The following is a 22086-nucleotide window of genomic DNA, read 5'->3' as shown; positions in this document are numbered from 1 at the left end:
GTACCACCCGCCTGATCGTTCTCCCGTCCGATCCGCCTCCCGCCGGACCGATCCTCGGCCGGCCAGCAACAAGGCACTGCCCCCGCGCCGGCGGCCGGGGTCCGGGGACACCCCGGGACTGCACTGCGCCCTGCCCGCTCACCGGCACCCGCCGAGGGGATTCGCCATGGCTCCAGAACCACCCCTGCTCACCATGTCCGGCATCACCAAGTCCTTCCCCGGTGTGCGCGCCCTCGACGGCGTCGACCTGGAGGTACAGGCCGGCGAGGTCCACTGCCTGCTCGGCCAGAACGGGGCCGGCAAATCCACTCTCATCAAGGTGCTCGCCGGGGCCCACCAGCCCGACGGCGGCGAGATCACCTGGCGCGGCTCACCGACCGTGCTCAAGACGCCCATCACCGCGATGCGTCTCGGGATCGCCACCATCTACCAGGAACTCGACCTGGTGGAAGGGCTGTCGGTCGCCGAGAACGTCTTCCTCGGCCATGAGCCGACCAGTGCCGGCTTCGTCGTCCGCACCCGCGAGGGCCGCACCGCGGCCGCCGCACTGCTCAAACGCCTCGGGCATCCGGAGATCGACCCGGCCCGCCCGGTCGGTGAACTCTCCGCGGCCCACCAGCAGATCGTCTCGATGGCCCGCGCGCTCTCCCACGACGTACGGCTCATCGTGATGGACGAGCCGTCCGCGGCCCTGGACCCCGACGAGGTCGCCAACCTCTTCCGGATCGTCGCCGCCCTGACCGCCGACGGGGTCGCCGTCGTCTACATCTCCCACCGGCTGGAGGAGATCCGCCGGATCGGCGACCGGGTGACCGTGCTCAAGGACGGCCGGGCCGTAGCGGGCGGCCTCCCCGCCGAGTCCACACCGACGCGCGACATCGTTGCCATGATGACCGGCCGCAATGTCGAGTACGTCTTCCCGCCGAGACCCGAGGCCGGCCGCGCGGGCACCGGCGCCGAGCCCGTGCTCAAGGTTCAAGGCCTCACCAGGAAGGGCGAGTTCGCCCCCGTCGACCTGGAACTCAGGCCCGGCGAGATCGTCGGCCTCGCCGGACTCGTCGGCTCCGGGCGCTCCGAGATCCTGGAGACCATCTACGGCGCCCGCCGCGCCACCGAGGGACAGGTCACCGTCGCCGGCCGGCCGCTGCGGCCCGGCAGTGTCCGCGCCGCCGTCGCCGCCGGCATCGGCCTCGCCCCCGAGGAACGCAAGGCGCAGGCCCTGCTGATGCTCGAATCCGTCACCCGCAACGTCTCCGTCTCCTCCATGTCCCGGTTTTCCAGGGGCGGTTGGCTCGACCGGGGCGCCGAGCGCAAGGCGGCCCGCGCCGCCACCCGCGAACTCTCGCTGCGCCCCGACAACCCGGACACCCCCGTCCGCACCCTCTCCGGCGGCAACCAGCAGAAGGCGGTCCTGGCCCGCTGGCTGCTGCGCGGCTGCCGGGTGCTGCTGCTCGACGAACCGACCCGCGGGGTGGACGTCGGCGCCCGCGCCGAGCTCTACGCCGTGATCCGCCGGCTGGCCGACGAAGGCCTCGCCGTACTGCTCGTCTCCAGCGAAGTGCCCGAAGTCCTGGGCCTCGCCGACCGGGTGCTGGTGCTCCGTGAGGGTCACGTCGTGCATACGGCGGACGCCAGGGAGCTCGACGAGCACCGCGTACTCGACCTCGTGATGGAAGGGAGCCCGACGTCATGACGCAGCCCGTCTCCTCGGCACAGCAGAGCGGGCCGGACAAGGGCGCCGCGCCCGCATCCGTCCCCGCGTCCCCGAAGAAGGACAGATCCCCGCGAGCCCTCGGGCTCCGCGTGGACCTGCGCAGCCTCTCGCTGCTCGGCGTCCTCGCCGTACTGATCGTCGTCGGCGGCATCACCGAGCCCGACGCCTTCCTGGACACCGGGAACCTTCAGCTGATCCTGACCCAGGCGTCCGTCATCGGTGTGGTGACCGTCGGGGTGACCTTCGTCATCACCAGCGGCGGCATCGATCTGTCCGTCGGCGCCATGGTCGCCCTCGCCTCGGTCTGGGCCACCACACTCGCCACCCAGGAGTACGGCTTCGCCGGCATCCTGTTCACCGCGATGATCGTCGGCCTCGGTGCCGGACTGGTCAACGGGGTGCTCATCGCGTACGGCCGGCTGGTGCCGTTCATCGCGACGCTGGCGATGCTCGCCTCCGCCCGCGGCATGGCCCTCCTGATCACCGACGGCAAGACCCAGATCGTCACGGTCAAGTCCGTCCTGGACCTGGGCCTGCCCGGCTCCTACGTCCTCGGCATCCCGCCGCTCGTCATGATGTTCGCCGCGGTCACCGTCGTCGGCTGGCTGGTGCTGAACCGTACGACCTTCGGCCGCCGCACGGTCGCCGTCGGCGGCAACGCGGAGGCGGCCCGGCTGGCAGGCATCGACGTACGGCGCCAGCGCCTCTACCTCTACCTGCTGTCCGGACTGTGCTGCGGCATCGCCGCCTTCATGCTGATCGTCCTGTCCGGCTCGGGCCAGAACACCAACGGCAATCTGTACGAACTCGACGCCATCGCCGCCGCGATCATCGGCGGCACCCTGCTCACCGGCGGCCGCGGCACCATCGTCGGCTCCGTGCTGGGCGTCCTCGTCTTCACCACGATCACCAACATCTTCGCGCTCAACAATCTGCAGAGCGACGTCCAGCAGATCGCCAAGGGCGCGATCATCGTCGCCGCCGTTCTGGTCCAGGGCCGCACGTCGGCCCACCGGGAAACCTGACCGCAGGTCACCTTCCGTTCAGCTCCTGCCTGTTCCGTATGCCCACGCACCGGATGAAGGGTTTGACAGCCATGCCAGAAACCAGCCGCAGAGGACTGCTCTTCGGTACCGCAGCAGTCTCCGCGGGCGCCTTCCTGACCGCCTGCACCAGCAACAGCCCGAAGGAGAAGGACACCGCGGCACAGAGCGACGTGCCCGCCGCCGACGACAAGCCGGGCAAGGCCCTCACCATCGGCTTCGCCGGTCCGCAGGCCGACCACGGCTGGCTCAACGCGATCAACGAGAACGCCAGGTCGCGGGCGAAGAAGTACTCCGAGGTGACCCTGGAGACCACCGAGGGCTCCAACGACACCGCCGCGCAGATCGGCCAGGTCAAGACCCTCATCAACAAGAAGGTCGACGTCCTCATCATCCTCCCGGCCGACGGCAAGGCGCTCACACAGGTCGGCCTGGAGGCCATGCGGGCGGGCATTCCCGTCGTCAACCTGGACCGTGTCTTCGCCTCCCCGCAGGCCTACCGCTGCTACGTCGGCGGAGACAGCTACGGCATGGGTCTCAACGCCGGTACGTACATCGGCGAGCAGCTCAAGGACAAGCCGAACGCCAAGGTCGTCGAGCTGGCCGGCATCGACAGCCTGGAGCTCACCAAGCAGCGCAGCCAGGGCTTCGCGGACGCCCTGAAGAACTACTCCAACATCAAACTGGTGGCCCGTCAGGCCGCGGACTTCACCGTCGAGTCCGGCCAGGCGAAGATGTCCCAGCTCCTCCAGGCGCAGAAGAAGTTCGACGCCCTGTGGAACCACGACGACGACCAGGGCGTGGGCGCGCTGCGCGCCATCCAGCAGGCCGGCCGGGACGAGTTCCTGATGGTCGGCGGCGCCGGGGCCAAGTCGGCGATGGACGCCATCAAGGCCGACAACAGCGTGCTGAAGGCCACCGTCCTCTACCCGCCGACCATGGCGGCGTCGGCCGTCGACCTGGCCCGCGCACTCGGCCAGGGCAAGGGTGTCGCAGGCCTCTCCGAGCTGGAGATCCCGACCAACCTCACGCTCTACTCGGCGGTGGTCACCAAGGACAACGTCGATCAGTACCTGCCGACGGGCTTCAACTGATCGGCCCCGCAGGAGGGTGCTGACCCTCCTGCCGCACCCACCGAACCACCGATGAGGAGGAAGCCCGGATGGCCCGTAGGGAAGAGACGGAGCAGGAGGCGGCGGCGCCGCCGACGTACCGGCCGATGCAGAGCGCACCCACGCTCGGGGTCGGCATGGTCGGATACGCGTTCATGGGCGCCGCCCACTCGCAGGGGTGGCGCACCGCCGGCCATGTCTTCGAGCTGCCGATGAGACCGGCTCTCGCCGCGATCTGCGGACGCGACCGCAGGGCGGTCGAGGCCGCCGCCGACCGGCACGGCTGGGCCGCCGCGGAGACCGACTGGCGGGCCCTGATCGCCCGGGACGACGTGCAGCTCGTCGACATCTGCACCCCCGGCGACAGCCATGCGGAGATCGCCATCGCGGCACTGGAGGCGGGCAAGCACGTGCTGTGCGAGAAGCCGCTCGCCAACACGGTCGCGGAGGCGGAGGCCATGACCGAGGCGGCGGAGCGCGCCGCCGCCCGCGGCCAGGTGGCGGTGGTCGGCTTCAACTACCGCAAGGTCCCCGCCATCACCTACGCCCGGAAGCTGATCGCCGAGGGTCGGCTCGGGACCCTGCGGCACGTCCGTGCCACCTACCTCCAGGACTGGCTGGTGGACCCCGGGTCCCCGCTCACCTGGCGGCTGGAGCGCGAACACGCGGGCTCGGGCGCCCTCGGCGACCTAGGGGCGCACATCGTGGACCTCGCCCAGTTCCTGGCGGGGGAGCTGCTGGTCGGGGTGTCGGCGGTGACCGAGACCTTCGTACGCGAACGGCCCCTGCAAGCCGGGCCGTCGGCGGGTCTGGCCGCAGTGGCGGACGCCGGTGCGCGCGGGGCGGTGACGGTGGACGACGCGGCGCTCTTCACCGGCCGGCTCGCCTCCGGCGCGCTGGCCTCCTTCGAGACGACCCGGATGGCGGCCGGGCGCAAGAACGCGCTGCGGCTGGAGATCAACGGGGAGCTGGGCTCGCTCGCCTTCGACCTGGAACGGCTCAACGAGCTGTCCTTCCACGATCACACCGAGCCCGCCACGACGGCCGGCTTCCGGCGCATCCTGGTCACCGAGCCCGAGCATCCCTACCTGGAGGCCTGGTGGCCGCCGGGGCACGCGCTCGGATACGAGCACACCTTCATCCACCAGGCCCGTGACGTGGTCCGCACGATCGCCGAACGGACCGCGCCCACACCGTCGTTCGCGGACGGGCTCCAGGTGCAGCGGGTGCTGGCGGCGGTGGAGGAGAGCGCCGCGAAGAACTCCGTGCACACCCCCGTCCACACCACCGCACAGCTCTAGGAGGTCCTGTACATGCCCCGTCCCTTCACCCTCTTCACCGGTCAGTGGGCCGACCTGCCACTGGAGGACGTCTGCCGGTACGCCCGCGACTTCGGTTACGACGGGCTGGAACTCGCCTGCTGGGGCGACCACTTCGAGGTCGACAAGGCGCTTGCCGATCCGGGGTACCTGGACGGGCGCCGCCAACTGCTCGACAAGTACGGGCTGAAGTGCTGGGCGATCTCCAACCACCTGGTCGGGCAGGCCGTCTGCGACAACCCGATCGACGAGCGTCACCAGGGCATCCTGCCCGCCCGGATCTGGGGCGACGGGGAGCCGGAGGGGGTGCGCCGCCGGGCCGCCGAGGAGATCAAGGACACCGCGCGGGCGGCAGCAGCCTTCGGTGTGAACACGGTCATCGGTTTCACCGGCTCGTCGATCTGGCACCTGGTGGCGATGTTCCCGCCGGTCCCGCCGCACATGATCGAGCGGGGGTACGAGGACTTCGCCGAGCGCTGGAACCCGATCCTCGACGTGTTCGACGCCGAGGGGGTGCGGTTCGCCCACGAGGTGCATCCGAGTGAGATCGCCTACGACTACTGGACCACGCACCGCGCGCTGGAGGCCGTCGGCCACCGGCCCGCGTTCGGGCTGAACTTCGACCCGAGCCACTTCGTCTGGCAGGACCTGGACCCGGTCGGCTTCCTGTACGACTTCCGGGACCGGATCTACCACGTGGACTGCAAGGAGGCCCGTAAGCGTCTGGACGGCCGCAACGGCCGGCTCGGCTCCCACCTGCCGTGGGGCGATCCGCGGCGCGGCTGGGACTTCGTCTCGGCCGGGCACGGCGACGTGCCGTGGGAGGACGTGTTCCGGATGCTGCGGTCCATCGACTACGACGGGCCGGTCTCCGTGGAGTGGGAGGACGCGGGCATGGACCGCCTGACGGGCGCGCCCGAGGCGCTGGCGTCGCTGAAGCGGTTCGATTTCGACCCGCCGAGCGCGTCGTTCGACGCGGCGTTCGGCGGCAAGGACTGACCGTTTCCGGGGCGGGGAGCGGGGGCGGGGCGCACCTCGGGTGCTCCGCCCCCGGCCCCCCGCGCCTCAAACGCCGGCGGGGCTCGAAGTGCCCCAGCCTCGCTGCAGGCAGCGTTGCGCGCCACGGTCGGCGCAGGCCGAGGCGTCATATCCAGCCTCGCCGGCGTTTGAGGCGCGGGGTCCGGGGCGGAGCCCCGGGTTCGGGAAGGGGCGGGTAGGGGAAGCCATCCGCCCCCGCCCGGCGGCAGAGCGCGAACGCCGCCGGGACGGCACCCCCTGCCCAGACCCCCCTTTGTCCTGACCAAGGAAAAAGTTCAACAACAACGCTGCACAAGGGCTTTCCGTCCCGGACGAACAGGGCTACCGTCCAGAACGTGTACACGACATAACCCCCGTCACCGGAGCCGCACAGGCCCCGGCTGACCTGCGCGGCAGTCCCCGCGCTGAACGGCACGGCAGCACCCGTACCCGCCCGTACAACCGGCACTCTCCGGAGGACACCCGTGCACAGAACCCGAAGCAGGACCAGAAGCAGGCTCCGCGTCCGTAAATCCCTCGCCCTCTTCACCGGCGCCCTGCTCGCCGCCGCCACCCTCACCCTGGGCGCCACGCCCGGCACGGCCGCCGCTCACGAGGAACCCGCCCCCGCCCCGGCCGCCGAGGACTTCCAGCAGGTCACCCTCGCCAAGGGCGCCGCCGAGACCGGCGAGCCCATGACACTCGCCGTGCTCCCCGACCTCAGCGTGCTGCACACCTCGCGCAGCGGCGAGCTGCGGCTCACCGACAGCGCGGGCAACACCAGCGTCGCCGGCACCATCCCCGTCTACTCGCACGACGAGGAAGGCCTCCAGGGCGTCGGCGTCGACCCGGACTTCACCGAGAACCGGGCGATCTACCTCTACTACGCACCCCCGCTGGACACCCCCGACGGCGACGCCCCCGAGACCGGCACCGCCGCCGACTTCGCCGAGTTCGACGGCGTCAACCGGCTCTCCCGCTTCGTCCTCGACGAGGACGGCACGCTCGACCTGGGCAGCGAGAAGAAGGTCCTCGACGTCAAGACGTCCCGCGGCATGTGCTGCCACGTCGGCGGCGACATCGACTTCGACGCGGACGGCAACCTGTACCTGTCGACCGGCGACGACTCCAACCCCTTCGCCTCCGACGGCTTCACCCCCATCGACGAACGCCCCGACCGCAACCCGGCGTTCGACGCCCGCCGCTCCGCCGGCAACAGCAACGACCTGCGCGGCAAGATCCTCCGCATCAAGGTCGCCGACGACGGCTCGTACACCGTCCCGGACGGCAACCTGTTCGCACCGGGCACGGACAGGACCCGCCCCGAGATCTACGCGATGGGCTTCCGAAACCCGTTCCGCTTCAGCGTCGACAAGGCCACCGGCATCCTCTACGTCGGCGACTACGGGCCGGACGCCGGCGCGGCCGACCCCAAGCGCGGACCTGCCGGGCAGGTCGAGTTCGCCCGGGTCACCAAGCCCGGAAACTTCGGCTGGCCGTTCTGCACGGGTGACAACGACCCGTTCATCGACTACGACTTCGCCACCCAGACCTCCGGCGCCGCCTTCGACTGCGCGGCCCCGAAGAACACCTCGCCACACAACACCGGCATCGTCGACCTGCCCCCGGCGCAGGCGGCCTGGATCCCGTACGACGGCGGTTCCCTCCCCGAGTTCGGCAGCGGATCCGAGTCCCCGATGGGCGGACCGGTCTACCACTATGACGCCGACCTCGACTCGCCCGTGAAGTTCCCCGAGGCGTACGACGGGGACTTCTTCGCCGGTGAGTTCGGCCGGCAGTGGATCAAGCGCATCGAGCAGGACGCCGACGGCGCCGTGCAGTCCATCAACGACATCCCGTGGTCCGGCACCCAGATCATGGACATGGCCTTCGGGCCCGACGGGGCGCTGTACGTCCTGGACTACGGCCTCTCCTGGTTCGGCGGCGACGAGAACTCCGCGCTCTACCGCATCGAGAACGCCACAGGGGGGCGCTCCCCGATCGCGGAGGCCGCGGCCAACAAGACCTCGGGCACCGCACCCCTGAAGGTGAAGTTCTCCTCGGCCGGCAGCGCGGACGGTGACGGCGACGCCCTCACCTACGCCTGGGACTTCGGCGACGGCGGTACCTCCACGGACGCCAACCCCACGTACACGTACAAGAAGAACGGCACCTACACCGCGACCGTCACCGCGCAGGACCCCACCGGACGCACCGGCAAGGCGAGCGTCCATGTGACCGTCGGCAACACGGCCCCGACCGTGAGCCTCGAACTCCCCGGTGACGGACAGCTGTTCACCTTCGGGGACGAGATCCCGTTCAAGGTGAACGTCACCGATCCCGAGGACGGCACGATCGACTGCTCCAAGGTCGAGGTCCGCTTCGTCCTCGGCCACGACAGCCACGGCCACCCGATCACCTCGGCGCACGGCTGCACCGGCACCATCAAGACCGACATGGACGGCGGGCACGACCCCAACGCCAACATCTTCGGAGTCATCGACGCCTCGTACACCGACGGCGGGGGCGGCGGCCAGGCCGCGCTGACCGGCCACGACCAGTCACAGCTCCAGCCGCGCCACCGTCAGGCCGAGCACTTCAGCGACTCGTCCGGCATCAAGGTCTACGACAAGGCGAACGCCGAGGGCGGCAAGACCGTCGGCGACATCGACAACGACGACTGGATCTCCTTCAAGCCGTACATCCTCGGCGACTCCACCAAGCTCACCGCCCGGATAGCCTCCGGCGGCGCCGGCGGCTTCCTCGAAGTACGGTCCGGCTCGGCGACCGGCAAGATCCTCGGCTCCGCACCGGTCCCGGTGACCGGCGGCTGGGAGGTCTTCCAGGACATCGACGTCCCCCTGCGCGGCGTCCCGAAGAAGGCCACCGAGCTGTTCCTGGTCTTCAAGGGCGGCGATGGCGCGCTCTACGACATCGACGACTTCGAACTCTCCAACACCCCGCCCGACAAGACCGCCAAGCGCGTCCTGGTCTTCTCCAAGACGGCCGGCTTCCGCCACGACGCGATTCCCGAGGGCGTCGCCGCACTGAAGGAACTCGGCAAGGACACCAACATCACGGTCGACGCCACCGAGGAGGCCGGCCAGTTCACCACCTCCAACCTGGCCCGCTACGACGCCGTCGTCTTCATGTCGACCACGGGTGACGTGCTCAACGCCGACCAGCAGAAGGCGTTCGAGAACTTCGTGTCCACCGGCGGCGGCTACGTCGGCGTACACGCCGCGGCCGACACCGAGTACGACTGGCCGTTCTACGGCGGACTCGTCGGCGCGTACTTCGACAGCCACCCCGCCATCCAGCCCGTCACCGTCCGCGTCGAGGACCACAAGAACCCGGCCACCGCCCACCTGGGCGACGCCTGGGACCGCACCGACGAGCTGTACAACTACCGCACCAACCCGCGCGACAAGGTCAAGGTCCTCGCCACCCTCGACGAGACGACCTACACCGGCGGCAACATGAAGGGCGACCACCCGATCACCTGGTGCCAGACCTACCAGGGCGGCCGCTCCTTCTACACCGGCCTCGGCCACACCAAGGAGTCCTACGCCGACCCGGACTTCCGCAAGGTCCTCTCGGGCGGGCTGCGGTACGCGGCCGGCCAGGTGAAGGCCGACTGCAAGCCGGACACCGGCTACCGGTCGATCTTCAACGGCAAGACACTCGAAGGCTGGAAGCAGGCCGGCCCCGGCAAGTTCAACGTCGTCGACGGCGAGCTGCGCTCCGAAGGCGGCATGGGCCTGCTCACCTACCAGGCCAAGGAGCTGAAGTCGTACTCCCTGAAGCTCGACTGGAAGCTGGCGGGCGACGACAACTCCGGCGTCTTCGTCGGCTTCCCGGAGTCCGACGACCCGTGGTCCGCGGTGGACAACGGCTATGAGGTCCAGATCGACGCCACCGACGCCCCCGACCGCACCACCGGCTCCGTCTACACCTTCAAGTCGGCCAACATCAAGGCCCGCGACCAGGTCCTCAGGCCGCCCGGCCAGTGGAACAGCTACGAGATCAAGGTCAAGGGTGAACGGCTCCAGATCTTCCTCAACGGAGTGAAGATCAACGACTTCACCAACACCGATCCGGCCCGCAGCCTCAAGGACGGCTACATCGGCCTCCAGAACCACGGGGCCGACGACCAGGTGTCCTTCCGCGACATCCAGCTGAAGGAACTGCCCTCCGCATAGGGCCACCGACCGGACGGCGGGCGGGGCCGCACGCCCCGCCCGCCGTCCGCAGCCCGTCCCTCCTCACGCACAGCGCCACCAGCTCTGCCCAGCCAGGACCCCCAGCCAGGGAGGCAGCCCGTGTCAGCACACGCCGTTCGTACCGGAGTCTGGTTCATCGGAGCACGCGGCTCCGTCGCCACCACCGCCACGGCGGGGTGCGCGGCGATCGCGGCGGGCCTCCACCCGGCCGCCGGCATGGTCACCGAGACCGCGCCGTTCGCCGAGAGCGGCCTGCCACCCGTGGCCTCGCTCGTCTTCGGCGGACACGACACCCTGGACTGCCCACTCCCCAAACGGGCCGAGGTACTCGCCGCCGGGGGAGTACTGCCACACGGCCTCCCCTCCGCGGTCCGGTCCGAACTCGCCGCGGCCGACGCGGAGATCCGCCCCGGCGGACCGCTCCCCGGCGACACCCGCACGGACGAGGAACTCGTCACCGCGTTCGCCGCCGACCTCACCGACTTCACCCGCCGCAACGGCCTGGCCAGGACCGTCGTCGTGAACGTCGCCTCCACCGAACCGGCGCCCGCCCCCGGTGCGGAGCGGCTGCCCGCCAGCTCCCTCTACGCGGCGGCCGCGCTCCGGGCCGGCTGTCCGTACGTCAACTTCACCCCCTCCACCGGGCTGCGCGCCCCAGCCCTCCAGGCCGCCGTCGCGGCCGGCGCCCTTCCTCACGCGGGCCGCGACGGCAAGACCGGCCAGACGCTGCTGCGCTCCGTGCTCGCCCCGATGTTCGTGCAGCGGGCCCTGCCGGTACGGGCCTGGTCCGGCACCAACCTGCTGGGCGGCGGGGACGGGGCGGCACTGGCCGACCCGGCCGCGGCCGCCGCCAAGAACGCCGGCAAGGAACGCGTCCTCGCCGACACGCTCGGCTCCGCCCCCGAGGGCGAGGTCCACATCGACGACGTGCCGGCACTCGGGGACTGGAAGACGGCCTGGGACCACATCGCGTTCGACGGCTTCCTCGGCGCGCGCATGGTGCTCCAGACGACCTGGCAGGGCTGCGACTCGGCACTCGCCGCGCCCCTGGTGCTGGACCTGGCACGGCTGCTGGCCCGCGCCCACGAAGCGGGCCTGACCGGCCCGCGCCCCGAACTCGGCTTCTACTTCAAGGACCCGGACGGCGGACCTCCCGCGCTGTCCGCGCAGTACCTGGCGCTACTCGACTTCGCGGAGCGGCTGCGGGGGGAGAAGTGACGGTGCGCGCCTGGGCGGAGCTGCTCAGGGTCTCCGCACTCTTCACCGTGCCGGGCGACGCCCTCGCCGGCGCGGCGGCGGTCGGCCGCCGCCCCAACGGCTCGACCGCCCTCGCCGTGGGCGCCTCGCTCTGCCTGTACGAGGCGGGCATGGCGCTCAACGACTGGGCCGACCGCGACGAGGACGCCGTGGACCGCCCGCACCGCCCGATCCCCTCGGGCCGGATCACGCCCCGCGCGGCGCTCACCGCGGCCGGTGCGCTGACCGTGGCGGGCCTGGCCCTCGCCGCCCGCGCGGGCCGCCCGGCACTGACGGTGGCCACCGGCCTCGCGGCGACGGTCTGGGCGTACGACCTCCGCCTGAAGCACACGCCGGCGGGCCCGGCGTCGATGGCGGCGGCCCGCGGCCTGGACCTGCTCCTGGGCGCCACGGCGACGGCGACGGCGACGGCCAGGGCCACGGCCGCGCACTCCACCCCCGCCACCGGCACGGCCACCGCGGCTTCGGCCCGGGCCGCGCTGCCCGCCGCCGCCCTCCTGACGGCGCACACCTACGCGGTCACCGCCGTCTCGCGCCACGAGGCGCAGGGCGGCTCCACCACCGCCCCCCTCGCCGCCCTCGGAGCCGTCGCCGCGCTCGGCGGCATCGCCGTGCGGGAGCGGCAGAGGGAGCGGCAGGGCGAGCGGAAGAGGGTGGGGCGGGGAGCGGCCGGCGGCTCGCCGGACGGCGAAGGAAGCGGCAGCGCCACGCCCGGCACCCGCGCCGGGAGCGGCGGCACCGAGAGCGCGCGGGTCCGCACCGCGACGACCGCACCCGCCCGGCTCCTCCTCACCGCGCTCACCGGCGCCTACCTCCGCACCGCCGGCCGCCCGCTCGTCCACGCCGCGTTCAACCCGTCGCCGCTGCTCACCCAGCGCGCCGTCGGCAGCGGAATCCGGGCGATGATCCCGCTCCAGGCCGCCCTCGCCGCCCGTGCCGGCGCCTCCGGCACGGCGCTCGCCGTCATGGGCCTCGTCCCGCTCGCCCGCAGTCTCGCCCGGAAGGTGAGCCCCACATGACGATCCGCCTCGGCTACGGCACCAACGGGCTCACCGACCTCCGCCTCGGCGACGCCCTCGGCCTCCTCGCGGACCTCGGCTACGACGGGGTCGGGCTGACCCTCGACCACATGCACCTCGATCCGATGGGCCCGGACCTCATCGCCCGCACCCGCAAGGTCGCCGCCAGGCTCCAGGAGCTGGGGCTCGGCGTCACCGTGGAGACCGGGGCCCGCTACGTCCTGGACCCGCGCAGCAAGCACGGCCCCTCGCTGCTCGACCCGGACCCCGAGGCCAGGGCCGCCAGGACCGGGCTGCTCGTCCGGGCCGTCGACGTCGCCGCCGAACTCGGCGCCCACGCCGTGCACTGCTTCAGCGGGGTCATGGCGCTGGGCACCGATCCCGACACCGCCTGGGAGCGGCTGACCGGTGCCCTCGCCCCGGTCCTGGACGCCGCGGACCGAGCGGGTGTGCCACTGGCCGTCGAGCCCGAGCCCGGACACCTCCTCTCGTACCTCTCCGACTTCCACCACCTCCGCGCGCTGTGCGGTGACCCGGCACCGCTCGGACTCACCCTCGACATCGGCCACTGCCAGTGCATGGAGATCGCCTCGCCCGTCGACTGCGTACGTGAGGCGGCCCCCTGGCTGCGACACGTCCAGATCGAGGACATGCGCCGCGGCATCCACGAACACCTTCCCTTCGGCGAGGGCGAGATCGACTTCCCGCCCGTGCTCGACGCCCTCGACGCCCTCGGAGACACCGGATACGAGGGGCTCACCGTCGTCGAGCTGCCCCGCCACTCCCACGCCGGGCCCGAACTCGCCAGGGAATCCATCGAGTTCCTCCGCGAGCACGCACCGTCGAGCCATTAGACCGCCGCGCCACCCGACCGCCGAAGGGAGCAACGCCATGGCGATGACCTCGCCGGATGCCCCGCTGCTGACCCGCAAGGAGCTCGACGCACAGCTCGGCGGCGCCGCACGCGCCTGGCTCGACGAAGCACTCGCCGAGGCCGCCCACGCCGCCGCCCACCCGGACACCGAACCCTCCGCCAACGCCTACGCCGTACCCCCGTGGGAGCTGCGGTACGCCGCGGCCGGCCGCCACTGCGGACTCGAACACGCCGACTCCGTACGCGCCCTGCTGCTCACCGAGGCCCGCGCCGGGCTGGCCGCCGCGACCCGGATCTACGAACAGGGCACCGCCGCCGAACGGCGCGCGGTCCTGCTCGCACTGCCCGCACTGGACCTCGGCGCCACCGCCGTGCCCCTCGTCGAGGACGCCCTGCGCGCCAACGACACCACACTGATCGCCGCCGCCGTCGGCCCGTACGCCGGCGAACGTCTCGATCAGCACAACTGGCGCCACGCCGTCCTCAAATGCCTCTTCACCGGTGTCCCCGTCGACGCCGTCGACCAGCTGGCCCGGCGGTCCCGCGGCGACGCGGAACTCGCCCGGATGCTGGGCGACTACGCGGCCGAGCGCATCGCGGCGGGCCGCCCCGTCCCCGCCGACCTGCACCGCGTACTCGCCCTCACGGCCCCCGGTCCCGCTGCCCCCGGTCCTGCCGCCCCCACGGCCTCAACGGCCCCATCGGAGGAGTCCTGATGCGCATCTTCGACCCCCACATCCACATGACGTCCCGCACCACGGACGACTACCGGGCGATGTACGACGCCGGGGTCCGGGCGCTGGTCGAACCCTCCTTCTGGCTCGGCCAGCCCCGCACCTCGCCCGCCAGCTTCTTCGACTACTTCGACGCGCTGCTCGGCTGGGAGCCGTTCCGCGCCGCCCAGTACGGCATCGCGCACCACTGCACCCTCGCCCTCAACCCCAAAGAGGCGAACGACCCGCGCTGCACCCCCGTCCTGGACGCCCTGCCGCGCTATCTCGTCAAGGACTCCGTCGTCGCCGTCGGCGAGATCGGCTACGACTCCATGACCCCGGCCGAGGACACCGCGCTGGCCGCCCAGCTCCAGCTCGCCGCCGACCACGGGCTGCCCGCCCTCGTCCACACCCCGCACCGCGACAAGCTCGCCGGCCTGCGCCGCACCATCGACGTCGTCCGCGAATCCCACCTCGCCCCGGAACTGGTCGTGCTCGACCACCTCAACGAGACGACCGTGAAGGAGGCCCTCGACAGCGGCTGCTGGGCCGGCTTCTCCATCTACCCCGACACCAAGATGGACGAGGACCGCATGGTCGCCGTCCTCAAGCTCCACGGCACCGAGAAGATCCTCGTCAACTCCGCCGCCGACTGGGGCAAGAGCGACCCGCTGAAGACCCGCGGCGTCGCCGACACGATGCTGGCCGCCGGCTTCACCGAGGATGACGTCGACCAGGTGCTCTGGCGCAACCCCGTCGCCTTCTACGGCCAGAGCGGCCGCCTCCACCTGGACACCGCCGACCCGGAACCGCTCCACGAGGGCAACTCCATCCTCCGCGGCGGGGAGTGAGGCCATGCGCTTCCGCCACCCCGACGGCACCGTCGTCCACCTCGCGTACTGCACCAACGTCCACCCGGCCGAAACCCTCGAAGGCGTCCGCGCCCAACTGCGCGACCACTGCGAACCGGTACGCAAACGCCTCGGACGCGATCGCCTCGGTATCGGACTCTGGCTCGCCAGGGACGCTGCCCGCACCCTGGTCAACGACCCCGCGCAACTGCGCTCCCTGCGCGCCGAACTCGACCACCGGGGACTGGAAGTCGTCACGCTCAACGGCTTCCCGTACGAGGGATTCGGCGCCGAAGAGGTCAAGTACCGGGTGTACAAGCCGGACTGGACGGACCCCGAACGGCTCGCCCACACCACCGACCTCGCCCGGCTCCTCGCCACCCTCCTCCCCGACGACGTCACCGAAGGCACCATCTCCACCCTGCCCATCGCCTGGCGCACCCCGTACACCGGCGACCCCGAGGCGGCCCGCACCGCACTCGCCGCGCTCACCACCCTCGGCGAACGCCTGGACGCGCTGGCCGAACTCACCGGGAAATCCATCCGGATCGGCCTCGAACCCGAACCCGGATGCACTGTCGAGACCACCGCCGACGCCATCGGACCCCTCACCGCCATCGGCCACGAACGCATCGGCGTCTGCATCGACACCTGCCATCTCGCCACCTCCTTCGAGGACCCGGACGGCGCACTCGACGCGCTCGCCGCCGCAGGCATCCCGGCCGTCAAGGCGCAGCTCTCCGCCGCCCTGCACGCCGAACAACCCCACCTCCCAGAGGTGCGCACCGCGCTCGCCGCCTTCGCCGAACCCCGCTTCCTCCACCAGACCCGCATCTCCACCGCCGCCGGGCTGCGCGGCACCGACGACCTCGACGAGGCGGTCACCGGCGACACCCTGCCCGACAGCGCCCCCTGGCGCGCCCACTTCCACGTCCCCCTGCACGCCCCACCCGCACCACCGCTCACCTCCACCCTTCCCGTACTCCGGTCCACGCTGACCCGCCTGGTCGGCGGGGCACGGCCGCTCACCCGGCACCTGGAGGTCGAGACGTACACCTGGCAGGCACTCCCGGCCGAGCTGCGCCCCCGCACCCGCGCCCAGCTCGCCGACGGCATCGCCGCCGAACTCACCCTCGCCCGCGACCTCCTGGTCGACCTCGGCCTCAAGGAGCTGCCATGACCACCGCCGGGACGACCAGCTCACCCACCCCGCTCCTGGTCCTCGACGTCGTGGGGCTCACCCCCCGCCTCCTCGACCACATGCCGCACCTCAAGGCCCTCGGACGGTCCGGCGCCCGCGCCACGCTCGGCACCGTGCTCCCCGCCGTGACATGCGCCGCCCAGTCCACCTTCCTCACCGGCACCACCCCCGCCGAACACGGCATCGTCGCCAACGGCTGGTACTTCCGCGAACTCGGCGACGTCCTCCTGTGGCGCCAGCACAACGGGCTCGTCGAGGGCGACAAGCTCTGGGACGCGGCCCGGCGCGCCCACCCCGGCTACACCGTCGCCAACATCTGCTGGTGGTACGCGATGGGCGCCGACACCGACTTCACCGTCACCCCGCGGCCCGTCTACTACGCCGACGGCCGCAAGGAACCCGACTGCTACACCCGCCCACCGGCCCTCCACGACGAACTCACCGCGAAACTCGGCACCTTCCCCCTCTTCCACTTCTGGGGCCCCGGCGCCGACCTCGTCTCCTCGCAGTGGATCATCGACGCGACCCGGCACATCCTCGACACCCGCCACCCCGACCTCGCTCTCTGCTACCTCCCGCACCTCGACTACGACCTCCAGCGCTACGGCCCCGACGACCCTCGCGCCTTCAAGGCCGCGGCCGACCTCGACCGGGCCGTCGCCCCGCTCCTGGACGACGCCCGCCGCGAGGGCCGCACCGTCGTCGCCCTCTCCGAGTACGGCATCACCCGGGTGGAGCGGCCCGTCGACATCAACCGCGCCCTGCGCCGGGCCGGACTCCTGGAGGTCCACACCCAGGACGGCATGGAGTACCTGGACCCGATGACCTCCAGGGCCTTCGCCGTCGCCGACCACCAGATCGCGCACATCTACGTACGCCGCCCCGAGGACCTCGAAGCGGCCCGCGAAGCCCTGGCCGGGCTCCCCGGCATCGAGCAGCTCCTGGACGACGAGGGCAAGAAGGCACACGGACTCGACCATCCACGCTCCGGCGAACTGGTCGCCGTCGCGGACCCGGACGCCTGGTTCACGTACTACTACTGGCTCGACGACGACCGCGCACCCGACTTCGCCCAGCTCGTCGAGATCCACCGCAAACCCGGCTACGACCCCGTCGAACTCTTCCTGGACCCCCAGGACCCCTACGTCCGGGTCAAGGCGGCCACGGCGGTCGCCCGCAAGAAGCTCGGCATGCGCTACCGCATGGCGGTCGTCCCCCTGGACCCGTCACCCATCCGGGGCAGCCACGGCCGCCTCCCCCTGAGCGACGAAGAAGGTCCGCTCATCCTCTGCTCCACCCCCCGAGCGTTCAACGGCCCGGTCCGGGCCACCGAAGTGAAGTCCCTGCTGCTCACGCTCGCCGGCCTCGCATGAGACCGGTCCGTGCACCGCGTTGCGAACATCTTCGAGAAGGAGAGAGACCGTGACCGAGTACAACGACGAATCCGGAACGGACGGCGCCCTGCGCCGCAGCCTCGGCGTCAACCGCCGCCGCTTCCTCAGCACCTGCACCGCCGCCGCGGCGACGGCGATCGCCGCGCCCGTCCTCGCCTCATCGCCGGCCTTCGCCCAGCCCGCTTCCCACCGGGGGCACGGCCAGGGGCACGGACATGACCACGGGCACGGCAACGACCACGGGCACGGCTCCGGCCAGGCTCTGGTCCCGGCGGCGAAGCGCGGCATCATCCTGTACACCGTGCGCGACGCCACGGGCCGGGATCCGCTCAGCACCAGCCTTCCCTCGGGCTTCCGCGCCGTCTTCAAGGAGCTGGCCCGCTACGGCTACAAGCAGGTCGAGTTCGCCGGGTACGGCCAGCACGCCAACGCACCCGGCGGAAGCAACCTCGAAACGGTGCAGGGGGCGAAGCTGCTGCGCTCGTGGCTGGACGACTACGGTCTGCGCGCCCAGGGCAACCACGGCTTCATCCCGTCGTCCTGGCCGCTGAGCCAGAGCGACCTGGACGAGTTCAAGCGGCACCTCGAAATAGCGAACATCCTCGGCATGGACCACATGGGCACCGGTGGCGACCCCACCGGCGGCGCCTACCGCGCCGACTGGGACGTGGCCGCCGACAAGTGGAACGCGCTGGGAAAGACCGCTCACCGTGCGGGCATCAAGCTGTACACCCACAACCACGACGCGGCCTACGGCTTCCTGCTCGACAGCGGTCCGCTGGACGAACAGGGGCGCCCCACCCGCAGCTCGGGCATCCGCAAGCTGGAGTACTTCCTCAAGGTCACCGACCCGAAGACCGTATGGCTGGAGATGGACATCTACTGGGCGCACGTCGCTCAGTACAAGTTCCACACATACACCGCGCGTGACGGATCGCAGCGGGAGAACACCTTCGACCCCGCGGCACTGGTCAGCCGCCACAACAAGCGCTACCCGCTGTTCCACGCCAAGGACGGCGTCGTCAACACCACCAACGGCGAAGGCTACGACATGGTGCCCTTCGGCACCGGGGTCATCGACTACCGGACGTTCTTCCGCCGCGTCGGGCAGACGGACTACCGCAACCCGATGATCGAGCAGGACACCGCACCGAGCTCGACGGACCTCGCGCAGTCCCTGAAGCAGGCACGGATCAGCTACGAAGGACTGGCGGCGCTGCGCAAGTAGGACATCGGCGGGCCCGGCCCCCGTCCTGCCTCGACGTCCGAGGCAGGACGGGCCGGCCGGACCTGCACCACTTCCCGGCTGACCGGCCGCGGATTCGGGGTGGTGTCCCGCATCCGCGGCGGAGGTGAACTCCTGGTCCGCGCCGTGACGGACGGCCCGCCGGACGAGCGCCTGCCGGGCAACTTCCCGGACCGCCACGTGGTGCCATAGCGGCGGCGTCCGGGCTCAGCCGATCCCCTGCCGGTCGGGAAACAGCGCGAACTCCCGCTCGGCCGCGTCCGGCGTCGTGCGCTCCACCGCCTGGATCAGCAGGGCACGATGGCGGACCAGCGGCTTTTGCCGCTCGGGCGCCGCCAGCAGCAGGAGATCGTCGATCCCGGCCAGCAGCCGCCGGGTGACCTGCGGAGTGTCCGCGGCACACCGCCGGATCTCCTCGAACCCGAGATCCACCAGATCCGCCCACCCCGGCACGTCCTGCACCAGCCGTACGACCCCCTTGCGGTCCCGGTGGTGAACGGCGCCGAGGGGCAGATCCACGACGGCCGCGAGGAACTGCACGATCCGGTCCAGGCACTGCACGGCGGTGGTCGGGTCGTTCACGGCCGTCGAGAGGGCCCGCAGCGCGATGTCCGACAGCTGGCGCAGCCCGAACGCCAGATCCTGGTGCAGGGTGCGCTCGACCCCGACGGACACCGTGTACCGCAGCGCGCGCCGGGTCGGCGCGGCCCCGCCGTGCACCGCCAGCACCGGTGTCCCCGGCACGACGAAGTCCCCGAGCCGCGGGATCAGCCGCAGAACGACGCCCTGGTGCCGCGCGGCCCGCACCAGCCGGGCCACGTTCACGTCCCGCAGCACCCCGGCCCGCCCCTCGTGCACGAGCTGCCCGGTCTCGCCTGCGAGCGGCCCCTCCTGAGGCCGGCCGGCCGGCATCCGCCCCAGCACCCGGAAGGAATCCCGGGTGATCCGGTCGACGACGGGGCCGACCTGCATCAGACGCAGCGTGGAGCTCACATAGGCGATGAACAGCAACAGACTGAGCCCGACCAGCGCGGCGGTCAGCACACTCTGCAGAAACGGCACGGACACGACAAGGCGTGGATCGGTCTCGCTCTCGTACGAGCTCAGGACCAGCAGCGAGAACACGAACGTCGCCAGGAACACCGACAGCGTGAGCTTGCTGATCCGGCTCCGTACGAAGATCCGCACCACCCGGGGAGTGAGCTGCCCGCTCGCCATCTGCACGGCCACCAGCGAGATACTGAAGACCACACCGATGAAGGTCATCATGGCCGAGCTGATCGTGACGACGATCGTCTTGGTGTCCTCGGCGACCGAGACCAGGTCATTGATCTCGTCGTACGCCTGCTCGTCCCGGAGGTAGGCGACGAGCTGCTCGTCGAGCGCCGAGGCGGCGAACCAGAGCACGACGGCGCAGACCAGCGTCAGGGTCGGGGCGAACCAGAAGGTCTCGCGCAGATGCTCACGCAACGGTGACAGCGCGCGGGGTGGCCGATAGCCGCGATCACTCATGCCGGCGAACGTAACCCGCCCCGCCCATACCCGCGTGGACCCCGCCGCCGACCCTCCGGACACACTGTGCGTACGCGACCGGCAACGTACCGTACACAAAGGCGGGGGTGTGCCGGCGAGAACGCCTCCGCGGTGAGCCCGCACCCCGGTGACCAGTGCGCTGACCACCGAATACGCAGGTGAGACGGACCCCAAACCCCTGGTATTGTTTTCTTTGTCGCCGCGGGAGACCGCGGCTGATCACCCGGTCCGGGTGGCGGAATGGCAGACGCGCTAGCTTGAGGTGCTAGTGCCCTTTATCGGGCGTGGGGGTTCAAGTCCCCCCTCGGACACCAGCTGAAACCCCTGTTCATCAGGGGTTTTCTGCTTTTCTGGGCTGTGGCGTGACCAACCGCGTGACCAACGGCCCGGCGACTTCCCAGGTCGGACCACGGACGACAGGCCGAGCCCGGCTCCACCGACGCAGGAGCAGGCCGGAAGCAGTCTCCATGTGATCGCGCACAGTCGGAGTCTCGCCCAGCACGGGAGTCCTGTCACTCCAGTTCTCTTCCAGGCTTGCCGATGGCCTTGAAGCGGCGGTTCGAGCGATCGCCCCATCACCGCCATGGAGGCCTCGCGCGTCATGTACGGCTGCCTGCCGGACGCGCGTTCACGCACTACCAGCAGCATGTGGCGGCCAACGCTGAGGCGTTGGCCACCGTGCTCCTCACCGCAGGGTGGTACGGACACCCACATGGTGGTCGTCGACCTCACCGCCACGGTCCTGACCGGGTATCAGGCGAGCAGCGCCTGCAAGACCTGGGAATCCTGGCAAACCGCGCTTCCATCGGTGACGCGGTATGCGCCCTCAATCCCATCTGCGGGACCGGGATGACCGCGGCAGCCCTGGAAGCCGAGGCGCTCCGCGCATGCCTGGAGCGCGGAATGAACCGCCTCCCTCGGCGTTACTACCGCTCCGCGGCGCGGAGAGTGCGCCTTCCCTGGCTGTTCGCCATGCTGGCGGACAAGGCTCTTCCTCAGGTACCGGGGAGCGGATCGATGACCACACGCGTGCTGGCCGAACTGTTCCGGGCCACCATGCGGGCGGCCGCCACAGACTCCGCGGTGGCGGAGCGGGTCTGGAACGCGGTCAGTCTCACAGGTTCACCGATTCAGCTCGGACATCCTCGCGTCATCGCGGCGCTCTACCGAAACCGGTCACAAGGCAGCCGCCGCATCGCCGGTGCGGTGGCAGCGAATCCGGCTCAGCCCCAATGACCGGTCCGCAGCCGCACGCCCCTCGGCGAAGGTGACCGGTTCCGCCGGGACGACTCAGCCGCAGAGCCCTTCGCGTGCTTGACGAATCCCGCCACCACGGGGACATGCCCGGAGCGCACCCACCCGCGAACCCGGCCGGACTCCAGGGCCCTGACCGGGCCGCCCGGCCACCCGCCCCGCCCGGCCGTCCGCCCCGCCAACCCGCCCCACCCCGCGTCACGATCCGGTCTCGGACGTCGGGTGGGGGCTTGTTTTCGGCCATGTAATCGATTCCAATCATCCGTGTAATCGATTCCACGGCCCTGGCTGCTGGTTTCGAGGCGTACGGAAACCA

At 71.1% G+C, this 22086-nt stretch carries 16 protein-coding genes and 1 tRNA gene; 16 read left to right on the top strand and 1 reads right to left on the bottom strand.

Features of this window, described 5'->3' with window-relative positions; translation table 11 throughout:
- The first annotated feature begins 166 nt into the window (after positions 1–166).
- The 14 genes from ACZ6S6_RS06650 (at position 167) to ACZ6S6_RS06585 (ending at position 18965) form a co-directional block, all read left to right on the top strand.
- A complete protein-coding gene (locus ACZ6S6_RS06650; RefSeq protein WP_362954328.1) occupies positions 167–1693 on the top strand; it encodes a sugar ABC transporter ATP-binding protein in 1527 nt (508 codons plus the stop codon).
- A complete protein-coding gene (locus ACZ6S6_RS06645; RefSeq protein WP_469704204.1) occupies positions 1690–2739 on the top strand; it encodes an ABC transporter permease in 1050 nt (349 codons plus the stop codon). Before ACZ6S6_RS06650 ends, ACZ6S6_RS06645 begins: the two co-directional genes overlap by 4 nt.
- Positions 2740–2810: 71 nt before the next feature.
- On the top strand, positions 2811–3851 hold the full coding sequence (locus ACZ6S6_RS06640) for a substrate-binding domain-containing protein (RefSeq protein ID WP_362954325.1): 1041 nt from the start codon (positions 2811–2813) through the stop codon (positions 3849–3851).
- Between the two features lie 68 nt (positions 3852–3919).
- A complete protein-coding gene (locus ACZ6S6_RS06635; protein WP_362954323.1) occupies positions 3920–5170 on the top strand; it encodes a Gfo/Idh/MocA family protein in 1251 nt (416 codons plus the stop codon).
- A gap of 12 nt (positions 5171–5182) precedes the next feature.
- A complete protein-coding gene (locus ACZ6S6_RS06630; protein WP_362954321.1) occupies positions 5183–6187 on the top strand; it encodes a sugar phosphate isomerase/epimerase family protein in 1005 nt (334 codons plus the stop codon).
- A gap of 503 nt (positions 6188–6690) precedes the next feature.
- Positions 6691–10407, top strand: coding sequence for a ThuA domain-containing protein (locus ACZ6S6_RS06625; RefSeq protein WP_469704203.1), 3717 nt, complete (start codon positions 6691–6693; stop codon positions 10405–10407).
- A 120-nt stretch (positions 10408–10527) separates the two neighbouring features.
- The gene (locus tag ACZ6S6_RS06620; RefSeq protein ID WP_469704202.1) at positions 10528–11646 is read left to right on the top strand and encodes an inositol-3-phosphate synthase; all 1119 of its coding nucleotides are present in this window, start codon (positions 10528–10530) and stop codon (positions 11644–11646) included.
- A 2-nt stretch (positions 11647–11648) separates the two neighbouring features.
- A complete protein-coding gene (locus tag ACZ6S6_RS06615) occupies positions 11649–12704 on the top strand; it encodes an SCO3242 family prenyltransferase (RefSeq protein ID WP_469704201.1) in 1056 nt (351 codons plus the stop codon).
- A complete protein-coding gene (locus ACZ6S6_RS06610; protein ID WP_469704200.1) occupies positions 12701–13558 on the top strand; it encodes a sugar phosphate isomerase/epimerase family protein in 858 nt (285 codons plus the stop codon). Before ACZ6S6_RS06615 ends, ACZ6S6_RS06610 begins: the two co-directional genes overlap by 4 nt.
- 37 nt (positions 13559–13595) lie before the next feature.
- Positions 13596–14294 carry an EboA domain-containing protein gene (locus ACZ6S6_RS06605; protein ID WP_469704199.1) on the top strand — a complete coding sequence of 233 codons (699 nt, stop codon included), beginning with the start codon at positions 13596–13598 and terminating at the stop codon, positions 14292–14294.
- Positions 14294–15142 carry a TatD family hydrolase gene (locus tag ACZ6S6_RS06600; protein WP_469704198.1) on the top strand — a complete coding sequence of 283 codons (849 nt, stop codon included), beginning with the start codon at positions 14294–14296 and terminating at the stop codon, positions 15140–15142. Before ACZ6S6_RS06605 ends, ACZ6S6_RS06600 begins: the two co-directional genes overlap by 1 nt.
- 4 nt (positions 15143–15146) lie before the next feature.
- Positions 15147–16322: a metabolite traffic protein EboE gene (eboE, locus tag ACZ6S6_RS06595; protein WP_469704197.1), complete on the top strand. Its 1176-nt coding sequence runs from the start codon at positions 15147–15149 to the stop codon at positions 16320–16322.
- Complete coding sequence (locus ACZ6S6_RS06590; protein ID WP_362954307.1) at positions 16319–17716, top strand: alkaline phosphatase family protein; 1398 nt, start codon at positions 16319–16321, stop codon at positions 17714–17716. Before eboE ends, ACZ6S6_RS06590 begins: the two co-directional genes overlap by 4 nt.
- Before the next feature lie 49 nt (positions 17717–17765).
- Positions 17766–18965 carry a sugar phosphate isomerase/epimerase family protein gene (locus ACZ6S6_RS06585; protein WP_362954305.1) on the top strand — a complete coding sequence of 400 codons (1200 nt, stop codon included), beginning with the start codon at positions 17766–17768 and terminating at the stop codon, positions 18963–18965.
- Positions 18966–19190: 225 nt separating this feature from the next.
- Here ACZ6S6_RS06585 and ACZ6S6_RS06580 read toward each other — a convergent pair whose 3' ends face one another.
- Positions 19191–20495: a DUF2254 domain-containing protein gene (locus tag ACZ6S6_RS06580; RefSeq protein WP_469704196.1), complete on the bottom strand. Its 1305-nt coding sequence runs from the start codon at positions 20493–20495 to the stop codon at positions 19191–19193.
- A gap of 247 nt (positions 20496–20742) precedes the next feature.
- Here ACZ6S6_RS06580 and ACZ6S6_RS06575 point away from each other — a divergent pair.
- Positions 20743–20830, top strand: a tRNA-Leu gene (locus ACZ6S6_RS06575).
- 535 nt (positions 20831–21365) lie between these two features.
- Positions 21366–21752 (top strand): hypothetical protein, encoded by a 387-nt coding sequence (locus ACZ6S6_RS06570; RefSeq protein ID WP_469704195.1) that lies wholly within the window; start codon positions 21366–21368, stop codon positions 21750–21752.
- Positions 21753–22086: the final 334 nt, after the last annotated feature.

The organism is Streptomyces sp. NPDC048671 (genome assembly GCF_055587045.1).
This window is presented reverse-complemented; position numbering and strand designations above follow the sequence as displayed.